Annotated in this window: 14 protein-coding genes; 6 read left to right on the plus strand and 8 right to left on the minus strand. The window is 62.4% G+C overall.

Annotated elements, in window-relative coordinates; translation table 11 throughout:
• Positions 1-186 precede the first annotated feature (186 nt).
• Complete coding sequence (purU, locus tag EE36_RS07980; RefSeq protein ID WP_005851123.1) at positions 187-1071, plus strand: formyltetrahydrofolate deformylase; 885 nt, start codon at positions 187-189, stop codon at positions 1069-1071.
• A gap of 12 nt (positions 1072-1083) precedes the next feature.
• Here the strand turns inward: purU and EE36_RS07985 are convergent, their stop codons facing one another.
• From EE36_RS07985 to nth, 3 genes are read right to left on the minus strand one after another with little or no spacing between them, the layout of a single operon-like run.
• Positions 1084-1674 (minus strand): GNAT family N-acetyltransferase, encoded by a 591-nt coding sequence (locus tag EE36_RS07985; RefSeq protein ID WP_005851125.1) that lies wholly within the window; start codon positions 1672-1674, stop codon positions 1084-1086.
• Entirely contained in the window at positions 1674-2663 is a 990-nt protein-coding gene (locus EE36_RS07990; protein ID WP_005851127.1) for an adenosine kinase, read from the minus strand. Before EE36_RS07990 ends, EE36_RS07985 begins: the two co-directional genes overlap by 1 nt.
• Positions 2660-3304, minus strand: a complete 645-nt coding sequence (nth, locus tag EE36_RS07995) for an endonuclease III (protein ID WP_005851129.1) — start codon at positions 3302-3304, stop codon at positions 2660-2662. Before nth ends, EE36_RS07990 begins: the two co-directional genes overlap by 4 nt.
• 140 nt (positions 3305-3444) lie before the next feature.
• On the opposite strand from nth, the gene EE36_RS08000 reads away from it, so the two are divergent.
• Both EE36_RS08000 and EE36_RS08005 read left to right on the plus strand, forming a co-directional pair.
• The gene (locus EE36_RS08000) at positions 3445-4338 is read left to right on the plus strand and encodes a bifunctional helix-turn-helix domain-containing protein/methylated-DNA--[protein]-cysteine S-methyltransferase (RefSeq protein WP_005851131.1); all 894 of its coding nucleotides are present in this window, start codon (positions 3445-3447) and stop codon (positions 4336-4338) included.
• 126 nt (positions 4339-4464) lie between these two features.
• Positions 4465-5133, plus strand: a complete 669-nt coding sequence (locus EE36_RS08005) for an OmpA family protein (protein ID WP_005851133.1) — start codon at positions 4465-4467, stop codon at positions 5131-5133.
• A 95-nt stretch (positions 5134-5228) separates the two neighbouring features.
• On the opposite strand, the gene EE36_RS08010 is transcribed toward EE36_RS08005, so the two are convergent.
• Positions 5229-6260, minus strand: a complete 1032-nt coding sequence (locus EE36_RS08010; RefSeq protein WP_005851135.1) for an FAD-binding oxidoreductase — start codon at positions 6258-6260, stop codon at positions 5229-5231.
• Positions 6261-6319: 59 nt separating this feature from the next.
• Here EE36_RS08010 and mnmD point away from each other — a divergent pair, with 59 nt between their 5' ends.
• Together mnmD and EE36_RS08020 are read left to right on the plus strand one after the other, a co-directional pair.
• Positions 6320-6991 (plus strand): tRNA (5-methylaminomethyl-2-thiouridine)(34)-methyltransferase MnmD, encoded by a 672-nt coding sequence (gene mnmD, locus EE36_RS08015; RefSeq protein ID WP_005851137.1) that lies wholly within the window; start codon positions 6320-6322, stop codon positions 6989-6991.
• Positions 6988-7896: a DMT family transporter gene (locus tag EE36_RS08020; RefSeq protein ID WP_005851139.1), complete on the plus strand. Its 909-nt coding sequence runs from the start codon at positions 6988-6990 to the stop codon at positions 7894-7896. Before mnmD ends, EE36_RS08020 begins: the two co-directional genes overlap by 4 nt.
• On the opposite strand, the gene EE36_RS08025 is transcribed toward EE36_RS08020, so the two are convergent.
• Positions 7852-9825, minus strand: a complete 1974-nt coding sequence (locus EE36_RS08025) for a lytic transglycosylase domain-containing protein (protein WP_039911749.1) — start codon at positions 9823-9825, stop codon at positions 7852-7854. The two genes, EE36_RS08020 and EE36_RS08025, sit on opposite strands and share 45 nt — an antisense overlap.
• A gap of 119 nt (positions 9826-9944) precedes the next feature.
• On the opposite strand from EE36_RS08025, the gene dapA reads away from it, so the two are divergent.
• On the plus strand, positions 9945-10820 hold the full coding sequence (dapA, locus tag EE36_RS08030; RefSeq protein WP_005851145.1) for a 4-hydroxy-tetrahydrodipicolinate synthase: 876 nt from the start codon (positions 9945-9947) through the stop codon (positions 10818-10820).
• Between the two features lie 139 nt (positions 10821-10959).
• Here the strand turns inward: dapA and EE36_RS08035 are convergent, their stop codons facing one another.
• The 3 genes from EE36_RS08035 to EE36_RS08045 all read right to left on the minus strand — a co-directional run bounded on the left by EE36_RS08035 (position 10960) and on the right by EE36_RS08045 (position 15179).
• Positions 10960-11217 carry a glycine zipper 2TM domain-containing protein gene (locus tag EE36_RS08035; RefSeq protein ID WP_037944890.1) on the minus strand — a complete coding sequence of 86 codons (258 nt, stop codon included), beginning with the start codon at positions 11215-11217 and terminating at the stop codon, positions 10960-10962.
• A gap of 96 nt (positions 11218-11313) precedes the next feature.
• A complete protein-coding gene (locus EE36_RS08040) occupies positions 11314-12711 on the minus strand; it encodes an aspartate aminotransferase family protein (protein ID WP_005851149.1) in 1398 nt (465 codons plus the stop codon).
• 272 nt (positions 12712-12983) lie between these two features.
• The gene (locus EE36_RS08045; protein WP_005851151.1) at positions 12984-15179 is read right to left on the minus strand and encodes a DEAD/DEAH box helicase; all 2196 of its coding nucleotides are present in this window, start codon (positions 15177-15179) and stop codon (positions 12984-12986) included.
• Positions 15180-15207: the final 28 nt, after the last annotated feature.

Here is a 15207-nt window from a genome sequence, read left to right on the forward strand (position 1 = left end):
CTGCCCGATTGCGTAGCGGATATGGGCCAATGTGCATGATCGGAAACCGATTGTGCTGATTTGACCGGCCGCGCGGGCGTCGCGTGTCTTTTTCGGCTGTCGCGAACTTGACGGGGCGGGGGCGGATAGGAAACAGGTGGCTATCGGCGCGCGACGTCGGACCGCTTTGCCACAGGAAAAATCCCGATGAAGACATATGCCCTGACCGTGACCTGCCCCTCTGCGCGCGGGGTTGTTGCGGCGATTGCGAATTATCTGGCCGATCAAGGCTGCAACATCTCGGACAGTGCGCAGTTCGACGATAAGGAAACCGGCGGTTTCTTCATGCGCGTCAGCTTTGAAAGCGAAGCCGAGGTTGATCTGGCGACCCTGTCAGACGGCTTTGCCGATGCGGCGCGGCCCTTTGACATGGCCTATGAGTTTCACGACGAGGCGGTGAAGATGAAGGTCGTCATCATGGTCTCGCGCTTCGGGCATTGTCTGAACGATTTGCTGTACCGCTGGCGTATTGGCGCGTTGCCGATCGATATTGTCGCGGTGGTGTCCAACCATATGGACTATCAAAAAGTCGTCGTGAACAACGACATTCCGTTCCACTGCATCAAGGTCACGCCGGAAAACAAAGCCGACGCCGAGGCGCGGATCATGGCTGTGGTCGAAGACGCGGGAGCCGAGCTGATCGTGCTGGCGCGCTACATGCAGATCCTGTCGGACGAGATGTGCCAGAAGATGTCGGGGCGGATCATCAATATCCACCATTCTTTCCTGCCCAGCTTCAAGGGGGCGAACCCGTATAAGCAAGCGTTCCAGCGCGGGGTCAAGCTGATCGGGGCGACATCGCATTATGTGACCGCCGATCTGGATGAAGGGCCGATCATCGAACAGGACATCGTGCGCGTCACCCATGCGCAATCCGCCGAAGACTATGTCTCGCTCGGGCGGGATGTCGAAAGTCAGGTATTGGCGCGGGCCATTCACGCGCATATCCACCGGCGCGTGTTTGTGAATGGCAACAAGACGGTGGTCTTCCCTGCCTCGCCGGGGTCTTACGCCTCTGAACGGATGGGGTGAGCCACGGGGGCGCTAGCCGATGGTCGGCACATGCGCCCCTGCGTCCTTGTCCAGCAGATTGATCAGCCGTGGATCATCCGCGACCTCGACCTGCCGCTTGAACGGGGTAAACCCGCTGCGGATGTAAAAGGACAGCGCCTGCGGACTGTCGAGCGTGCAGGTATGTAGATGAAACCGCGAGATCGGCCGTGCCCAAGCCGTGCGGATCGCGTGGTTCATCAGGTAGCGCCCGGCACCCGATCCGATCAGCGCGGGCGTCAGTCCGAAATAGGCCAGCTCGCACGTGCCATCAGCCGTGAACTTGAGCTCGAGCAGCGCCTCGTCGCGACCGTCCTTGGTCAGCGTGAAAAACTGCGTGTCCACATCCGACAACAGCGCCTGCAATTCGGCGTCGGTTTTTGTGAGCCGTCCGAACCACAGCCAATCCTGTCCGACCCGCCGAAAGATATCACGGTACCAGTCCAGTGTCGGGGTCAGCGCGCGCAGGGTCACGCCCTCGGGGGCGGGGACATCCCGCAGGGGGGCGGCCTCGCGCATCTCAAGATGTGTGACAACCATCGCCAGCTTGCCAAGCGGTACGTCGTGATATCCGTCGGTCAGCATCAGACCAGCCCTTTTTCCTTGAACAGCTCCATCATCGAGGTCTGCGGGCGCGGGCCAATGTGGCTGATCACCTCGGCCGCGCAGATGTTGCCCATCTTGCCGCATGTTTCAAGGTCGCGACCCGTGGCCATGCCATAGAGGAACCCCGCCGCGAATTGATCGCCGGCGCCTGTGGCATCCACGGGGGTCACCTTGGTCACGGGCACGTCGACGCGTTCGCCCTTGCGGATCAGCGTCACGCCGTCGCCGGACCGGGTGCAGACGACCGTGTCACAGATCGCCGCCGTGCGGGTCAGCGCGTCTTCCAGATCGTCGGTTTCCCACAGGGCGCGGATCTCGGCTTCGTTGCCGATGACATAGCCCAGATCGTTTTCGATCAGCGCAAGGAAGTCATCCCGGTGGCGTTCCACGCAGAAGGGGTCGGAAATCGCGATCCCCGCCATGCCGCCGCCCGCCGTCGCCGCGCGGGCCGCTTCGCGGAATGCGGTTTTGCCGGCGTCGTGGTCAAAAAGGTAGCCTTCTAGGAACATCAGCTTGGCCCTGGAGGCCACCGCCTGCGGAACGTCGTCCGAGGTAAGCCCAGTGGAGATCCCAAGATAGGTGTTCAAAGAGCGTTCCCCGTCCGGGGTCACAAAGATCATGCAGCGCGAGGTCGGGTTCTCGCCCCCGGACACAGGCGCGTTGACAAAATCAATGCCGATGTCTGTCATCGCCTTGGCATAGAACTGCCCCAGCTCATCGTCATTCACCCGCCCGATAAAGGCCGTGGGCAAGCCAAGCGCGCCGATGCCCGCAATGGTATTGGCGACCGACCCGCCGGGGGTCTGAAGACGGTCTTGCATCGTCGCATACAGGTTTTCGGCGCGGTCACGCTCGATCAGCTGCATAATGCCTTTTTCGATGCCGTTATCTTGCAGAAAAGCGTCATCTGCATGCGAGATCACATCGACAACAGCGTTGCCGATGCCAACCACTTCGTATTGGGTCATTCGGTTTTTTCCTCATAGGGGCAAAGGTCACGGATGATGCAGGTTCTGCATAGGGGTTTGCGTGCTTTGCAATGGTATCGCCCGTGCAGGATCATCCAGTGGTGGGCATGGTGTTGGAAATCGACAGGGATATTATCCTCGATCGCGCGTTCTACGGCATCGACGGTTTTGCCGGGGGCGATGCGTGTGCGATTGCCGACGCGAAAGATATGCGTGTCCACCGCCTGCGCCGGATAGTGCCACCACATGTTCAGCACAACATTCGCGGTCTTGCGGCCCACGCCGGGCAACGATTGCAGCGCCGCGCGGCTGTTGGGCACGACCCCGTCATAGTCATCCACCAGAATCTGGCTCAGCTTCATCACGTTCTTGGCCTTCTGGCGGAACAGGCCGATCGTCTTGATGTGTTCGGTCAGCCCCTCCAGCCCGAGGTCCAGCATCTGCTGCGGGTGCTCGACGATCTCGAACAGGGATTTGGTGGCCTTGTTCACCCCCGCATCCGTGGCCTGCGCGCTCAGCGCGACCGCGACCAGCAACGTATAGACGTTGGTGTGATCCAGCTCGCCTTTCGGTTCCGCCTCGGCGTCCTGAAAGCGGGTGAAAATCTCGCGGATCGTGTGATAATCAAGGGTTTTGGCCATGCGCCAAGGGTATGCGTGGTTTCGCCTCTCAGGGCAAGCCGCGCGCGGCGGATTTTACGGGCGTCGCTGCGGCAGGGGGCTGCGTCATTTGGCGCATGTTTCGGGTCGCGCGGGGGCGGGGCCTGCCGTAGTCTGCCCCTATGACACATGCACAGCACACGCCCCAAACCACCGCCCCCGAAGATGCCGCCACCGCAGACGGCAGCGCCTATCACTACGGTGTGATGCGGCGGGCGATTGATCTGATCGATGCCGCCGCCGACCCGCTGGCGCTGGATCAGATCGCGGGCGAAATGGGGATGAGCCCGGCGCATTTCCAGCGGCTCTTCTCGCAGTGGGTGGGGGTGTCGCCGAAACGCTATCAGCAATACCTGATGCTGGATCACGCCAAATCGCTGCTGCGCTACCGTTTTACCACGCTCGACACGGCGCACGAGCTGGGGTTGTCCGGCTCTGGCCGTCTGCACGACATGTTCCTGCGGTGGGAGGCCATGAGCCCCGGTGATTTCGCCCGCAAGGGGGAGGGGCTTGTGATCTCGTGGGGGTGGTTCGACAGCCCCTTTGGCCCGGCACTGGTTATGGGTACGCCACGGGGGATCTGCGGGCTGGCTTTCTCGGCCGAGATGGGCACCGACGCCGCGATGGAGGATTTGTGCCGTCGCTGGCCGGGTGCGACATTCCGCGAGGATCCGGCGGTGCTGCGCGACTGGGTGCAGATTGCATTCGGCCTACAGGGAGACGGGACCGACAAAGCCCCGATGTATCTGATCGGCGCGCCCTTCCAGATCAAGGTGTGGGAGGCTTTGCTGGCGATCCCGTCGGGCCATGTGACCACCTATTCCGAAATCGCCCAGACCATCGGCACGCCCAAAGCGGTCCGCGCTGTGGGCACGGCGGTGGGGCGTAACCCGATCAGCTGGTTGATCCCCTGCCATCGCGCCTTGCGCAAATCCGGTGGGTTAGGGGGCTATCACTGGGGGCTGCCGGTCAAACGCGCCATGCTGGCCTTTGAATCCGCCCGCGTCGACGCGTGAGGGTATCGGCGGGTTGCTGCCTATGGGTTTGAAGCTGCCGGTTCAACGGGAACAAAGGCTGGTGTAAAGCGTTATGTGACGATTGCCTCGCCCGAACGGGGCCACAACTTAAAGGCAGAATAAGATATGACACTTTCGAAAACCTCCATTGCTGTAGCTCTGACAAGCGTTCTGGCGCTGGCTGCTTGTGAACCCGGTCCGATTGGCGGCAACCCCAACGACCCGAACGCCAACACACGTAACGGTGCGCTGATCGGTGCAGGTACCGGTGCTGTGATCGGTGCGCTGTCCAAAGGCGACGGCAACCGTGCGCAAGGTGCCTTGGCCGGTGCGGTCGCTGGCGGTGCATTGGGTGCTGGCTATGGCTATTCGCTGGACAAGCAAGAGGCCGACCTGCGCCGTCAACTGGATTCCGACGTGATCATCACCAACACAGGTGACCGTCTGATCGTGACCCTGCCGCAGGACATCCTGTTCGCGACAGACAGCACGCAGGTTCAGGCCGGTATGCAAAACGATCTGGCCGCACTGGCGCGGAACGTGAACGTCTACAGCAACTCCACGCTGCAAATCGTCGGTCACACCGATAGCGATGGCGAAGCGTCCTATAACCAGCAGCTGTCCGAAGGCCGTGCGCGCGCCGTTGCGAATGTGCTGGTGTCGAACGGCGTTCCCGGCAGCCGCATCCAATCTGTGGGCCGTGGCGAAAGCCAGCCGGTGGCAAGTAACCTGAACGCAGCGGGCAAAGCGCAAAACCGCCGCGTTGAAATCGTGATCCTGCCAAACGCTGCCTAAGCGTTAGCGACATGAACGTGAAAGGGCCTCGGCATCTGCCGGGGCCCTTTTGCGTTTGAGGGGTGCCATACGGGGGCTGACGGGCCGCCGCGGCGCTAGAGGTTGTCTTCGACGCGGAACCCATCAGGGATGGTATCGCGCCCGTCCAGCATCAGATCGGCCATGACCTCGGCCACTTTGGGGGCCATGCCGAACCCGATCTTGAACCCGCCATTGGCCACGAACTGCCCCGGAGCGCCGGGCAAGGGCCCCAGCATCGGGGCACGGCTGCGGCTGCGCGGGCGCACGCCGGCCCAGCGGGTGATCACCGGCGCATCTCCCAACGCGGGCACTGCAGCGCGTGCGGCGGCGATCACGTCATCAAGCTGCGCGTCCGTCTCGGTGGGCGAGGTATACGCGCGCTCTGTCGTTGATCCGACGGCGGTGGTGCCGTCGCTATGCGGGATGATATGCACACCGCCCGAGAAAAGCTGTGGCAAGCCGCGCGCGTCATAGTCCAGCAGCGCAGCCTGACCCTTGACGCCTGCGCCGACCAGACGGCTGTGATTGGCAGTCATATGCGCCAGCCCCGCGACGCCCGTCGCCCACAGCACCTGTCCGCGATCTTCGCCTTCCGCCTGCACCGTCACGCCTTTGGCCGCCAGTGCCCGCACCAGCGCGTCGCAGGCGTGGCGGGGGTGGATCAGACCACTTAGCGTGTCGTGGATCAGCCAGCCGGTGGGGCTGTCGGGCTGCCACGGGGTGTCACTCGCGCGGATCACGGACCATGTGGCCTGACCCTGCCACAGCGCCTTGGCGGTTTCGACCCGCTGCTGTGCCAGCTCCAATGCCGCGTCATCGGCCACGGGTTGCAGGCGCCCCTTGCGGGCATAGCCCGCGTTCCCGCCGCCCGCCTGTTCAACCGCTTGCCAGAACCCTTCGGCCATCAGCAGGCTATCGCGTTGAAAGGCTTTCTTGGCGTTCCAGTTTTCAGGCACATGCGGGGCCAGCGCGCCGACGATACCGCCGCTGCTGCCGGCGGCGGGCCCATTCGGGTCGATCACCTGCACAACCGCGCCGCGTTGCACGCAGGCCCATGCCACGGATAGCCCGAATATTCCCGCGCCGCGTATCGTGATTTCGGCCATTGCCAATCCTTGCCCTTTTTGCGCAGTGTTCGGCAACGCCCATAGCACAAGGCCATCCCATGGAGAACCAGACAGCTGATATTGAATGGAAAGACAGCGGTGTGCCCGTGTCCTCCAAGTTCGACGACCCGTACTTCAGCCTCGACAACGGGGTAGAGGAAACGCAGCATGTCTTTATCGACGGGAATGACCTGACCAACCGCTTCCGCGACGGGTTCCGCATCGGAGAGTTGGGGTTCGGCACGGGGCTGAACTTTCTCGTGGCTTGGGACGCGTGGGCGCGGCATGGCGCGAAAGGCACGCTGCATTTCACCTCCTTCGAAGCCTTCCCGATGTCGTCCGAGGATATGGCCCAAGCGCATCGGTCCTTTCCTGCCTTCGACGGCAAGCGCGACGCGCTGCTGGACGCCTGGTCGCCCGAAGGTGGAGAGATGCGCTTTGGCGATGTGGTGCTGACCGTAGTGATCGGCGATGCGCGACGTGCGGTGCCCGCGTGGGACGGGCTGGCGGATGCGTGGTTTCTTGACGGGTTTTCCCCCGCCAAAAACCCCGAGCTGTGGGAGCCGGAGCTGCTGCACGATGTAGCACGGCACACGGCACCGTTTGGCACGGCCGCGACCTATACCGCCGCTGGCGCGGTCCGTCGTGCGCTGGAAAGCGCGGGCTTCGCGGTCGAGCGCACGACCGGCTATGGACGCAAGCGACACATGACGCGGGCTGTGCGCGTATGAGCATGGCCACCAACCGCGCGGCGGCTGCGGCGCAGTCGAACAACATCCCGCTTGGCATCACCTTGATGGTGATCACGACCTTCGTGTTTGCGGTACAGGACGGGCTGTCGCGGCATCTGGCCTCTGAATACAACGTGATGATGGTGGTGATGATCCGCTACTGGTTCTTCGCGGCCTTTGTGATCGCGCTGGCCAAGCGCCATGCGGGCGGGTTGCGGGCGGCGGCGCGGACCAGCCAGCCGGTGCTCCAGATATTCCGCGGGCTGCTGCTGGCGGCCGAGATCTGCGTGATGATCGTCGCCTTCACGATCCTTGGCCTTGTGGAAAGCCACGCGGTCTTTACCTGTTATCCGCTGCTGGTGGCCGCCCTGTCCGGCCCCGTCCTGGGGGAGAGTGTCGGCTGGCGCAGATGGGCGGCGATCGGGGTCGGTTTTATCGGGGTGTTGATCATTCTGCAGCCGGGGATGAGCGTCTTTGACCCCGCCGCCGTGATCCCGCTGGTGGCGGCCGCGATGTTCGCGATCTACGGGCTGCTGACCCGCTATGTCGGGCGCAAGGACAAGACCGCCACCAGCTTTTTCTGGACCGGCGTCACGGGGTCAGTGGCGATGACAGCCACGGGGCTGTGGTATTGGGAGCCGATGATCGCCAGCGACTGGCTGATCATGGGGTGCCTGTGCATCACCGGTGTCACGGGCCACTGGCTGTTGATCCGCTGCTACGAAGTGGCCGAGGCGAGCGCGGTGCAGCCCTTTGCCTATTTGCAACTGGTCTTTGCCGCGATCATCGGCATCAGCGCCTTTGGCGAAACCGTGCGTCCCAATGTCGCCATCGGGGCGGCGCTGATCGTCGCGGCGGGGCTATTCACCTTTTGGCGCGAACGGCAAAAGGGTCGTGCCCGTTAGTTCCTCTGTAAAGGGTTGGGGCAGGGGGTCTTTGCCCATGCGCGCGCGGTAAACGGGCAGGCTTTCGGTCACCCGCATCACATAGTTCTGCGTCTCGCGGAACGGGATCATCTCTATCCAGTCGACGATATCGATGTCGCCCTCGCGCGGGTCGCCATAGGTGTCCATCCAGCGCGTCGGACGCGAGGGGCCCGCGTTATAGGCGGCAGAGACCATGACCACATTCCCGTTAAACCGGCCCGCCATCTGCGACAGGTATTCGGACCCCAGCAAAGCATTATATTCGGGGTCGGCGGTCAGTCGGTCGGTGGTGTGCAGCGCGCTGATCTCCAGATCGCGGGCGACATCCTTGGCCGTGGCGGGCATCAGCTGCATCAGACCGCGTGCGCCCACATGGCTTTGGACCACGGGATCGAATTCGCTTTCGCGGCGGGCGATGGCCAACACCATCTCGGGGGCCATGTTCAGGTCCAGCTTGATCGCATCATGCAGCGCGTAATAGGGGCCGGCGATGGTGATGCCCCGTTGTGCCACACGTTTGCCGATCATCACGGCCAGATGCGGCTGGCCCACGTCGATCGCAGCCTGTCCAAGAAGGGCAGCGTCTTCGGTGATCAGCTGCTCTGCCAGATGGGTCCAGAACCGTTCGGCGGTCGACAGCTCGCCCGAGGCTTGCAGCAGCAGCCCCGCCTGAAACAGCGGTGCCTGTGCCAGCGCCGATGTGCGCCAGTCCTGTTCAGGGGGCGCGCCCGCAAGGCTTGTGTCGAACGGCAGATTGCCCCGCTCTGCCGCAAGCAGACCGTAGAAAGAGGATTGGAACTTCGCACCTTGGGCATAGGCTTTGGCCGCGCCCTCGGCATCGCCCATGGCTTGATACGCGCGGCCCTGCCAATAGCCTGCGCGCCCTTGGCTGATGGGGGATTCTACCGCGCCGTCATGGGCCTGAAAGTGACCAAGCGCCAGCTTGGGGTCTTTGAGGAACCGCAGGGCGATATAGCCCGACAGCCATTCAAGGTCCGCGAAATGTGACCCTTCGGACAGGAAGTGTTTCGACGCCATCTGATAGGCCCGCGCCGGATCGCCATTGCGCATTTCATCCCGCGCCAGCGCGCGGCGTCGGTTGGCCCATGCGGCGGGCTGACCAAGGGCCGCGGCGCTGACCGATTGCGACAGCATCAGATCCTTGGCGCTGTCGCCGTAGCCTTTGCGGATGCGCCATTCAAAGCGGTCGGCCTGTAGCCCCGGATCACCGGCCTTGCTGGCGGGCAGCGCGTCGATCAGGGCGTTTACGTCGCCGTCCAGATTTTGCAGGGCGATGCGGGTTTCGGCCAGCGCCTTGTCGGCATCACTGACCAGATCGAACATCTGGCGGGCTTCGGCGTGTTCCCGTTGCCATAGCATCTCGTCCAGACGGGCCGCGTGGTGCGGTTTCAGCAAAGGCCCATGCGCGTCAATGAACTTTGCCTGATCGTTCCCGCTCATGGGCAGGGTACGCCACGCCAGCACCAGCCGCGCCTGTGCCTCGCCCAGACGATCCGCACGCAGCAGCGCTGCGGCATGGGCCAGCACACCCTCGGGCGTCTGCGGGCCCTGACCGGTAAAGAACTCCAGTATCGCCTTGTCACCCTCGCGGATCACGGCCTCTTCGGACTGTCTGCGCAGATAGGCCTCGCCCGGCCAATCAGGGCGGCGGCTAAGGAAATCTGTCACCTCGGCATAGGTGCCCCGTCCGGCGCGCAGGCGGTGCCATTCGATCACATCTACCGCAACGGACCCGTCACGGCGCGCGATCAGGGCGGCATTCTCCCAGCTGCCCGCGCGCATGGCGTCCATCGCCCATCCCAGCGGACGCGGCCTTTCGGCATGGGCCGGAAGGGCGAGGGCAAAAACCATCGTCAGCGTCGCCAAGGCGCGTCTCATCACTTGCATTTCCTACTGGTCAAAGGCTACAGCCTTGCAACATACGGCGCGGCGCGGGGGTTTCAACTCAACTTGCCGCTATCAGCAATTGGGCGCTTGCCCAGCAACGCAAGAATAGGAGCGTGCATATGCTACAAGGTTCACTACCTGCACTCGTCACGCCGTTCACGGACGGCGCGCTGGATTTGGCCACGCTCAAGAAGCTGGTGGAATGGCACATCGCGGAAGGATCGAACGGGCTGGTGCCTGTCGGGACCACCGGTGAATCGCCCACCCTGACCCATGCCGAGCATGAAACCGTTGTCGCAGAAGTCGTCAAAGCCGCCGCGGGTCGTATCCCCGTCGTTGCAGGTGCTGGTTCGAACAACACGACCGAAAGCATCCGTCTGGCCAAACACGCCGAAAGCGTCGGTGCCGATGCGGTTCTGGTGGTCACGCCCTATTACAACAAGCCGACCCAAGCCGGTCTGATCGCGCATTTCACCGCGATCCACGAGGCCTGCGGTCTGCCGATCATCATCTACAATATCCCTGGCCGTTCGGTCGTTGATATGCTGCCCGAAACCATGGCGGAGCTGGCCAAGCTGCCGCGCATCATCGGTGTCAAGGATGCCACCGGCGATCTGGCGCGGGTCTGTGACCAGCGGATGCTGTGCGGGCCGGATTTTGTCCAGCTCTCGGGCGAGGACGCCACAGCGCACGGGTTCAACGCCCAAGGCGGCGTGGGCTGTATCTCTGTTACCGCGAATGTCGCGCCCAAGCTGCTAAGCCAGATGCAGGCGTTCTGCCTTGCGGGGGACTATGCCGCGGCGCTGGAAATCCAGGACAAGCTGATGCCGCTGCACAACGCGATCTTCACAGAGCCGGGCCTGGTGGGTGTGAAATACGCGATGGCGCGTCTGGGGTTGTGTTCAGACGAGGTGCGCCTGCCGCTGGTGCCGCTGACCGATGCCACCAAAGCGCTGGTGGATCACGGGTTGAAGCACGCGGGCCTGCTTGACTAAAATCACGGTTAAGACGGGGCGGCATCTAGCCGCCCTTTTTTTAATGGGCAAGACGCAGCCAATCGGTCAGCGCATAAAAAAGGCCCCGGCGAAACGCCGAGGCCTAATGTTAATATCTGCCTTCGGGAGCAGAAAACGCTTATGGGCAAGCAGCCGTGTAACGCTGACCTGCGGAGTTCTGGTAGACACACTGGCCGTTTTTGCCGCGGCCCAGGTATGCACCTGCAGCAGCGCCAGCCAAGCCACCCAGAACGGCGCCTTTGGTTTTGTCATCGTCGCCCGAGACGACAGCACCCAGAGCCGCACCAGCAGCAGCGCCGGTTACAGAAGATTGAGTCTGCGTTTCGCAAGCGGCGAGTGCGCCAACCATAGGCAGGACCAAAAGTAGCTTTTTCATGATATACTCCATACTAGCTTCAGTACTTAACGCTATGTGACGGGTTTGGTTCCAGTAAGATTATTTTGATCGGCAACAAAGTGCCGGAGCGGCAGCTTATTTGCTGCCGAACACCCGACCCATTGCCCCATCCACAGCCGCGATGATCTGATCAATATCGTCCTTCTTCGCGATCAATGCAGGGCTGAAGCAGAGCGTGTTGTTCTTGCCCGGCACCGACCGGTTGGTCGCCCCGATGATCACGCCCTGCGCCATACAGTCTGCGACGACCGCCTGGATCTGCGCTTCGATAACGGGAACGCGGGTGCTGCGATCTTGGACCAGCTCTGCGCCAAGGAACAGACCCTTGCCGCGCACCTGACCGATCACGTCATATTTGTCGGACAGCTCTTCAAGCTCTTCGAGCATGTATTGCCCCATGTCGCGGGTGTTTTGCAGCAGGTTTTCGCGTTCGATAATCGCCATGTTTTCAATCGCGGCGGTGGGGCCCGCGGTGCATCCCCCGAAGGTAGAGATATCGCGGAAGTAGTTCAGCGGGTCGCTGGCGTCGTCCTTGAACAGGTTAAAGACCTCTTCCGTCGTCACCAGACAGGCAATCGCCGCATAGCCCGAGGCCACACCCTTGGCCATCGTAACCATATCGGGCTGGATGCCGAAATGCTGGTAGCCGAACCATTCGCCGGTACGCCCGATGCCGCAGACGACTTCGTCGATGTGCAGCAGCACGTCATACTTGCGGCAAATCTCTTGCACCCGTTCCCAGTAGCCGTCCGGAGGCGTGATAACACCACCGCCCGCCGTGACGGGTTCAAGACACAGCCCGCCCACGGTGTCGGGCCCTTCGGCGAGGATGATCTTCTCGATCTGATCCGCGGCCCAAACGCCGTAGTTATCCTCCGGCGCGCCGTCTTGCTCGAACTTGCGATACTCCAGACAGTGGGGCACGCGGACGAACCCGTCGGTGAAGGGGCCGTATTGCGCATTGCGTTCTTCCTGACCGCCCGCAGACAGACAAGCGATGGTCGTGCCGTGGTAGTCGCGGTCGCGATACAGGATTTTGTGCTTCTTGCCGCCATAGCGTTTGTGGGCGATCTGGCGGATCATCTTGAAGGCTTTCTCGTTCGCCTCGGAGCCGGAGTTGCAATAGTATAGGCGGCTCATGCCCGGCATCTTGTCGATCAGCTTTTCCGCAAAATGCGACCCCGGAATAGACCCGGCAGACCCCGCAAAATAGTTCAGCTTGATCAGCTGGTCGCGCACGGCGTTGGCAATGCTTTCACGGCCATAGCCGACGTTGACGGTCCAGACACCACCGGACACCGCGTCCAGATGCTCTTTGCCCTTCTGGTCCCAGACACGCATGCCTTTGCCTTCGACAATGATCCGTGGGTCCGTGGTTTCATAGGCTTTGTGCTGGCTGAGGTGGTGCCAGATGTGCGCGCGATCTGCCTCGACCACACGGGAGATATCGTTTTCGCTAAATGTACCATCCATGTGCGTGACCTTTCCGAGGTTGGGATTGGGGGCGGGTGGCAAAGCACCCTGTTTTCAAGGCCCCATCGCAAACGCGCCTCGCGTCTGTTTCGGCCCATGTGCAGTGATTGTTAGGAGCAACTTCCCCCTCTGAAAAGGAAAAACCTGCCACATAGGGGGGCGGGACGGGGAAGATAGACGCAAAAAGGGCCGGAATTGATTAAAATTCCGGCCCCTAAGCGATTGATTGATCTGTATTTCCCCTTTTTTAGACCGGGGGTAGGTCTTGCAGCTTATTTCGGGCGAAAGCTCGACTTGCCGCGTTTGGGGGCTGCATCGCCGCCACCGGCTTTGCCCGAGGGTTTGCCGCCCTTGGGTTTCGCGCCCAGTTTACCCGGTGGGACAAAGCGTTTCGACGGGTCAGCGGCGCGGGCCTTGAACGGTTTATCCGCTGGTTTGCCGTCGCCACGGGGGCGGTCCGCCCCACGATCCGCTGGCTTTTCCTTTTTCCAGACGGCTTTGGCTTTGGGCTTTCCGCCGGGTTTGTCAAAGCTGTCAGGCTTGCCCGCAGACTTGGGTTTAGGCGTGGCACCGGGCTTCATCGGAGACCGTTCGGTCTTGTGCGACTTGGGCGGGCGTTCGCCTTTGGGGGCTTTGGGCTTGTCAAACTTCGGCTTGTCGCCGCGAGGTTTGTCGAACCCTTTATCGGGGCGCGGGCCGCGAGGTTTGTCGTAGGTAACCGATGCTTCTTCGGTGCTGGCCGCACGTGGTTTGCGCGGTGCACGTGGTGCGTCGGGGTCATAGGGTGCGCGGTCGGGGCGTGGGCCACGATCGGGGCGCGGGCCGTTGTCAGAACGGGGGCCGCCACGGTTCGGTTTGGGGCCACGGCCACCGGGCTTGGGCCCGCGCGACAGATCGGGGGCCTTGTCCAGCTTGGTCACAACCGCGCCGTCTTCGACCTTCATGTCGGGGCCAAGCGCGTTGGTGAATTTATCTGCCGAGGTCGCGAGGATCTCGACAAAGGTATGGCTGGGCTGCACTCGGATCGCGCCCACGTCATCCTTGGTCAGATCGCCCATGCGACAGATCATCGGCAGGATGGTGCGGGGTTCGGCGTCATCATTGCGCCCGATCGAGATCGAGAACCAGACCGACGGGCCAAAGTCGCCACGGGGGCGTTCGTCGGCAGGGGTGCCGGGCTCTGCCAGCTGCTCGGGCGCGGACTGGCGTGCACGGTACAGGTTCACAAAGGCCGTCGCCAGTTGCTCGGCGCTGAACTGTTCGACCAGATTGGCAACAAAGCCCGCTGCATCATCGGGGATCGGATCAGACCATGCGGAATCGGCCAGCAAACGCTTTTCGTCTTCGGCGTTCACTTCTTCGGCAGAGGGCGGGTTGGCCCATTCGACCTTCAGCTTGGCGCCGCCCAGCAGACGGTTTGCCTTGCTGCGCATCTTGGCGGGAACGATCAGCGCGGACACACCCTTGCGACCGGCACGACCGGTACGGCCCGAGCGGTGCAGCAACGTGTCAGAGTTCGACGGCAGATCGGCATGCACCACCAGTTCGAGGTTGGGCAGGTCGATCCCGCGTGCGGCAACATCTGTTGCGATACAGACGCGCGCGCGCCCGTCGCGCAGCGCTTGCAGCGCGTTGGTGCGTTCGGATTGCGTCAGCTCGCCCGACAGCGCCACGACTGAAAAGCCGCGGTTGGTAAAGCGGGTGGTCAGGCGTGCGACGGCGGCGCGGGTGTTGCAGAAGACGATGGCGTTTTTCGCCTCGTAAAAGCGCAGCACGTTGATGATCGCGTTTTCAGTGTCGCGCGGGTGCACGTTCAGCGCACGGTATTCGATGTCGGCGTGTTGTTTCTTTTCGCCTACGGTTTCGACGCGCTGCGCATCACGCTGGTAGGATTTGGCCAGCTTGGCGATCGCTGCAGGCACAGTGGCCGAGAACAACAGTGTGCGGCGCTCTTCCGGCGCTTCGGAGAGGATGAATTCCAGCTCTTCGCGGAAACCCAGATCAAGCATCTCGTCCGCTTCATCCAGCACCACGGCACGGATGTCGGACAGGTTGATGTTGTTGCGTTTGATGTGGTCGCACAGGCGGCCCGGTGTCGCGACGACGATATGCGCGCCACGGTCCAGCGCACGACGTTCGGTGCGTGTGTCCATGCCGCCAACGCAGGTGGTCACGACCGCACCGGCCTTGCCATAAAGCCACGTCAGTTCGCGGCTGACCTGCATGGCCAATTCGCGCGTCGGTGCGATGATCAGCGCCAGGGGCGCGCCGGCGTGTCCGAATTTTTCATCATCGCCCAAAAGGGTCGGTGCGATGGCCAGACCAAAGGCCACTGTCTTGCCGGAACCCGTTTGGGCTGACACCAGAAGGTCGGCCTCGACCAGATCTGGGTTGGTAACCGCCTCTTGGACGGGGGTAAGCGAATCATAGCCTTGGGTGGCAAGCGCGTCTGCGATGGTTTGGATCAAGGGATTGTCCTGTCTGAGAAAATGTCGC

The organism is Sulfitobacter sp. EE-36 (genome assembly GCF_000152605.1).
Classification (GTDB): Bacteria; Pseudomonadota; Alphaproteobacteria; order Rhodobacterales; family Rhodobacteraceae; genus Sulfitobacter; species Sulfitobacter pontiacus.

Coding starts and splice junctions, on each gene's coding strand:
- purU (WP_005851123.1), top strand. CDS start 187: ATGAAGACATATGCCCTGACCGTGACCTGCCCCTCTGCGCGCGGGGTT.
- EE36_RS07985 (WP_005851125.1), bottom strand. CDS start 1,674: ATGCTGACCGACGGATATCACGACGTACCGCTTGGCAAGCTGGCGATG.
- EE36_RS07990 (WP_005851127.1), bottom strand. CDS start 2,663: ATGACCCAATACGAAGTGGTTGGCATCGGCAACGCTGTTGTCGATGTG.
- nth (WP_005851129.1), bottom strand. CDS start 3,304: ATGGCCAAAACCCTTGATTATCACACGATCCGCGAGATTTTCACCCGC.
- EE36_RS08000 (WP_005851131.1), top strand. CDS start 3,445: ATGACACATGCACAGCACACGCCCCAAACCACCGCCCCCGAAGATGCC.
- EE36_RS08005 (WP_005851133.1), top strand. CDS start 4,465: ATGACACTTTCGAAAACCTCCATTGCTGTAGCTCTGACAAGCGTTCTG.
- EE36_RS08010 (WP_005851135.1), bottom strand. CDS start 6,260: ATGGCCGAAATCACGATACGCGGCGCGGGAATATTCGGGCTATCCGTG.
- mnmD (WP_005851137.1), top strand. CDS start 6,320: ATGGAGAACCAGACAGCTGATATTGAATGGAAAGACAGCGGTGTGCCC.
- EE36_RS08020 (WP_005851139.1), top strand. CDS start 6,988: ATGAGCATGGCCACCAACCGCGCGGCGGCTGCGGCGCAGTCGAACAAC.
- EE36_RS08025 (WP_039911749.1), bottom strand. CDS start 9,825: ATGCAAGTGATGAGACGCGCCTTGGCGACGCTGACGATGGTTTTTGCC.
- dapA (WP_005851145.1), top strand. CDS start 9,945: ATGCTACAAGGTTCACTACCTGCACTCGTCACGCCGTTCACGGACGGC.
- EE36_RS08035 (WP_037944890.1), bottom strand. CDS start 11,217: ATGAAAAAGCTACTTTTGGTCCTGCCTATGGTTGGCGCACTCGCCGCT.
- EE36_RS08040 (WP_005851149.1), bottom strand. CDS start 12,711: ATGGATGGTACATTTAGCGAAAACGATATCTCCCGTGTGGTCGAGGCA.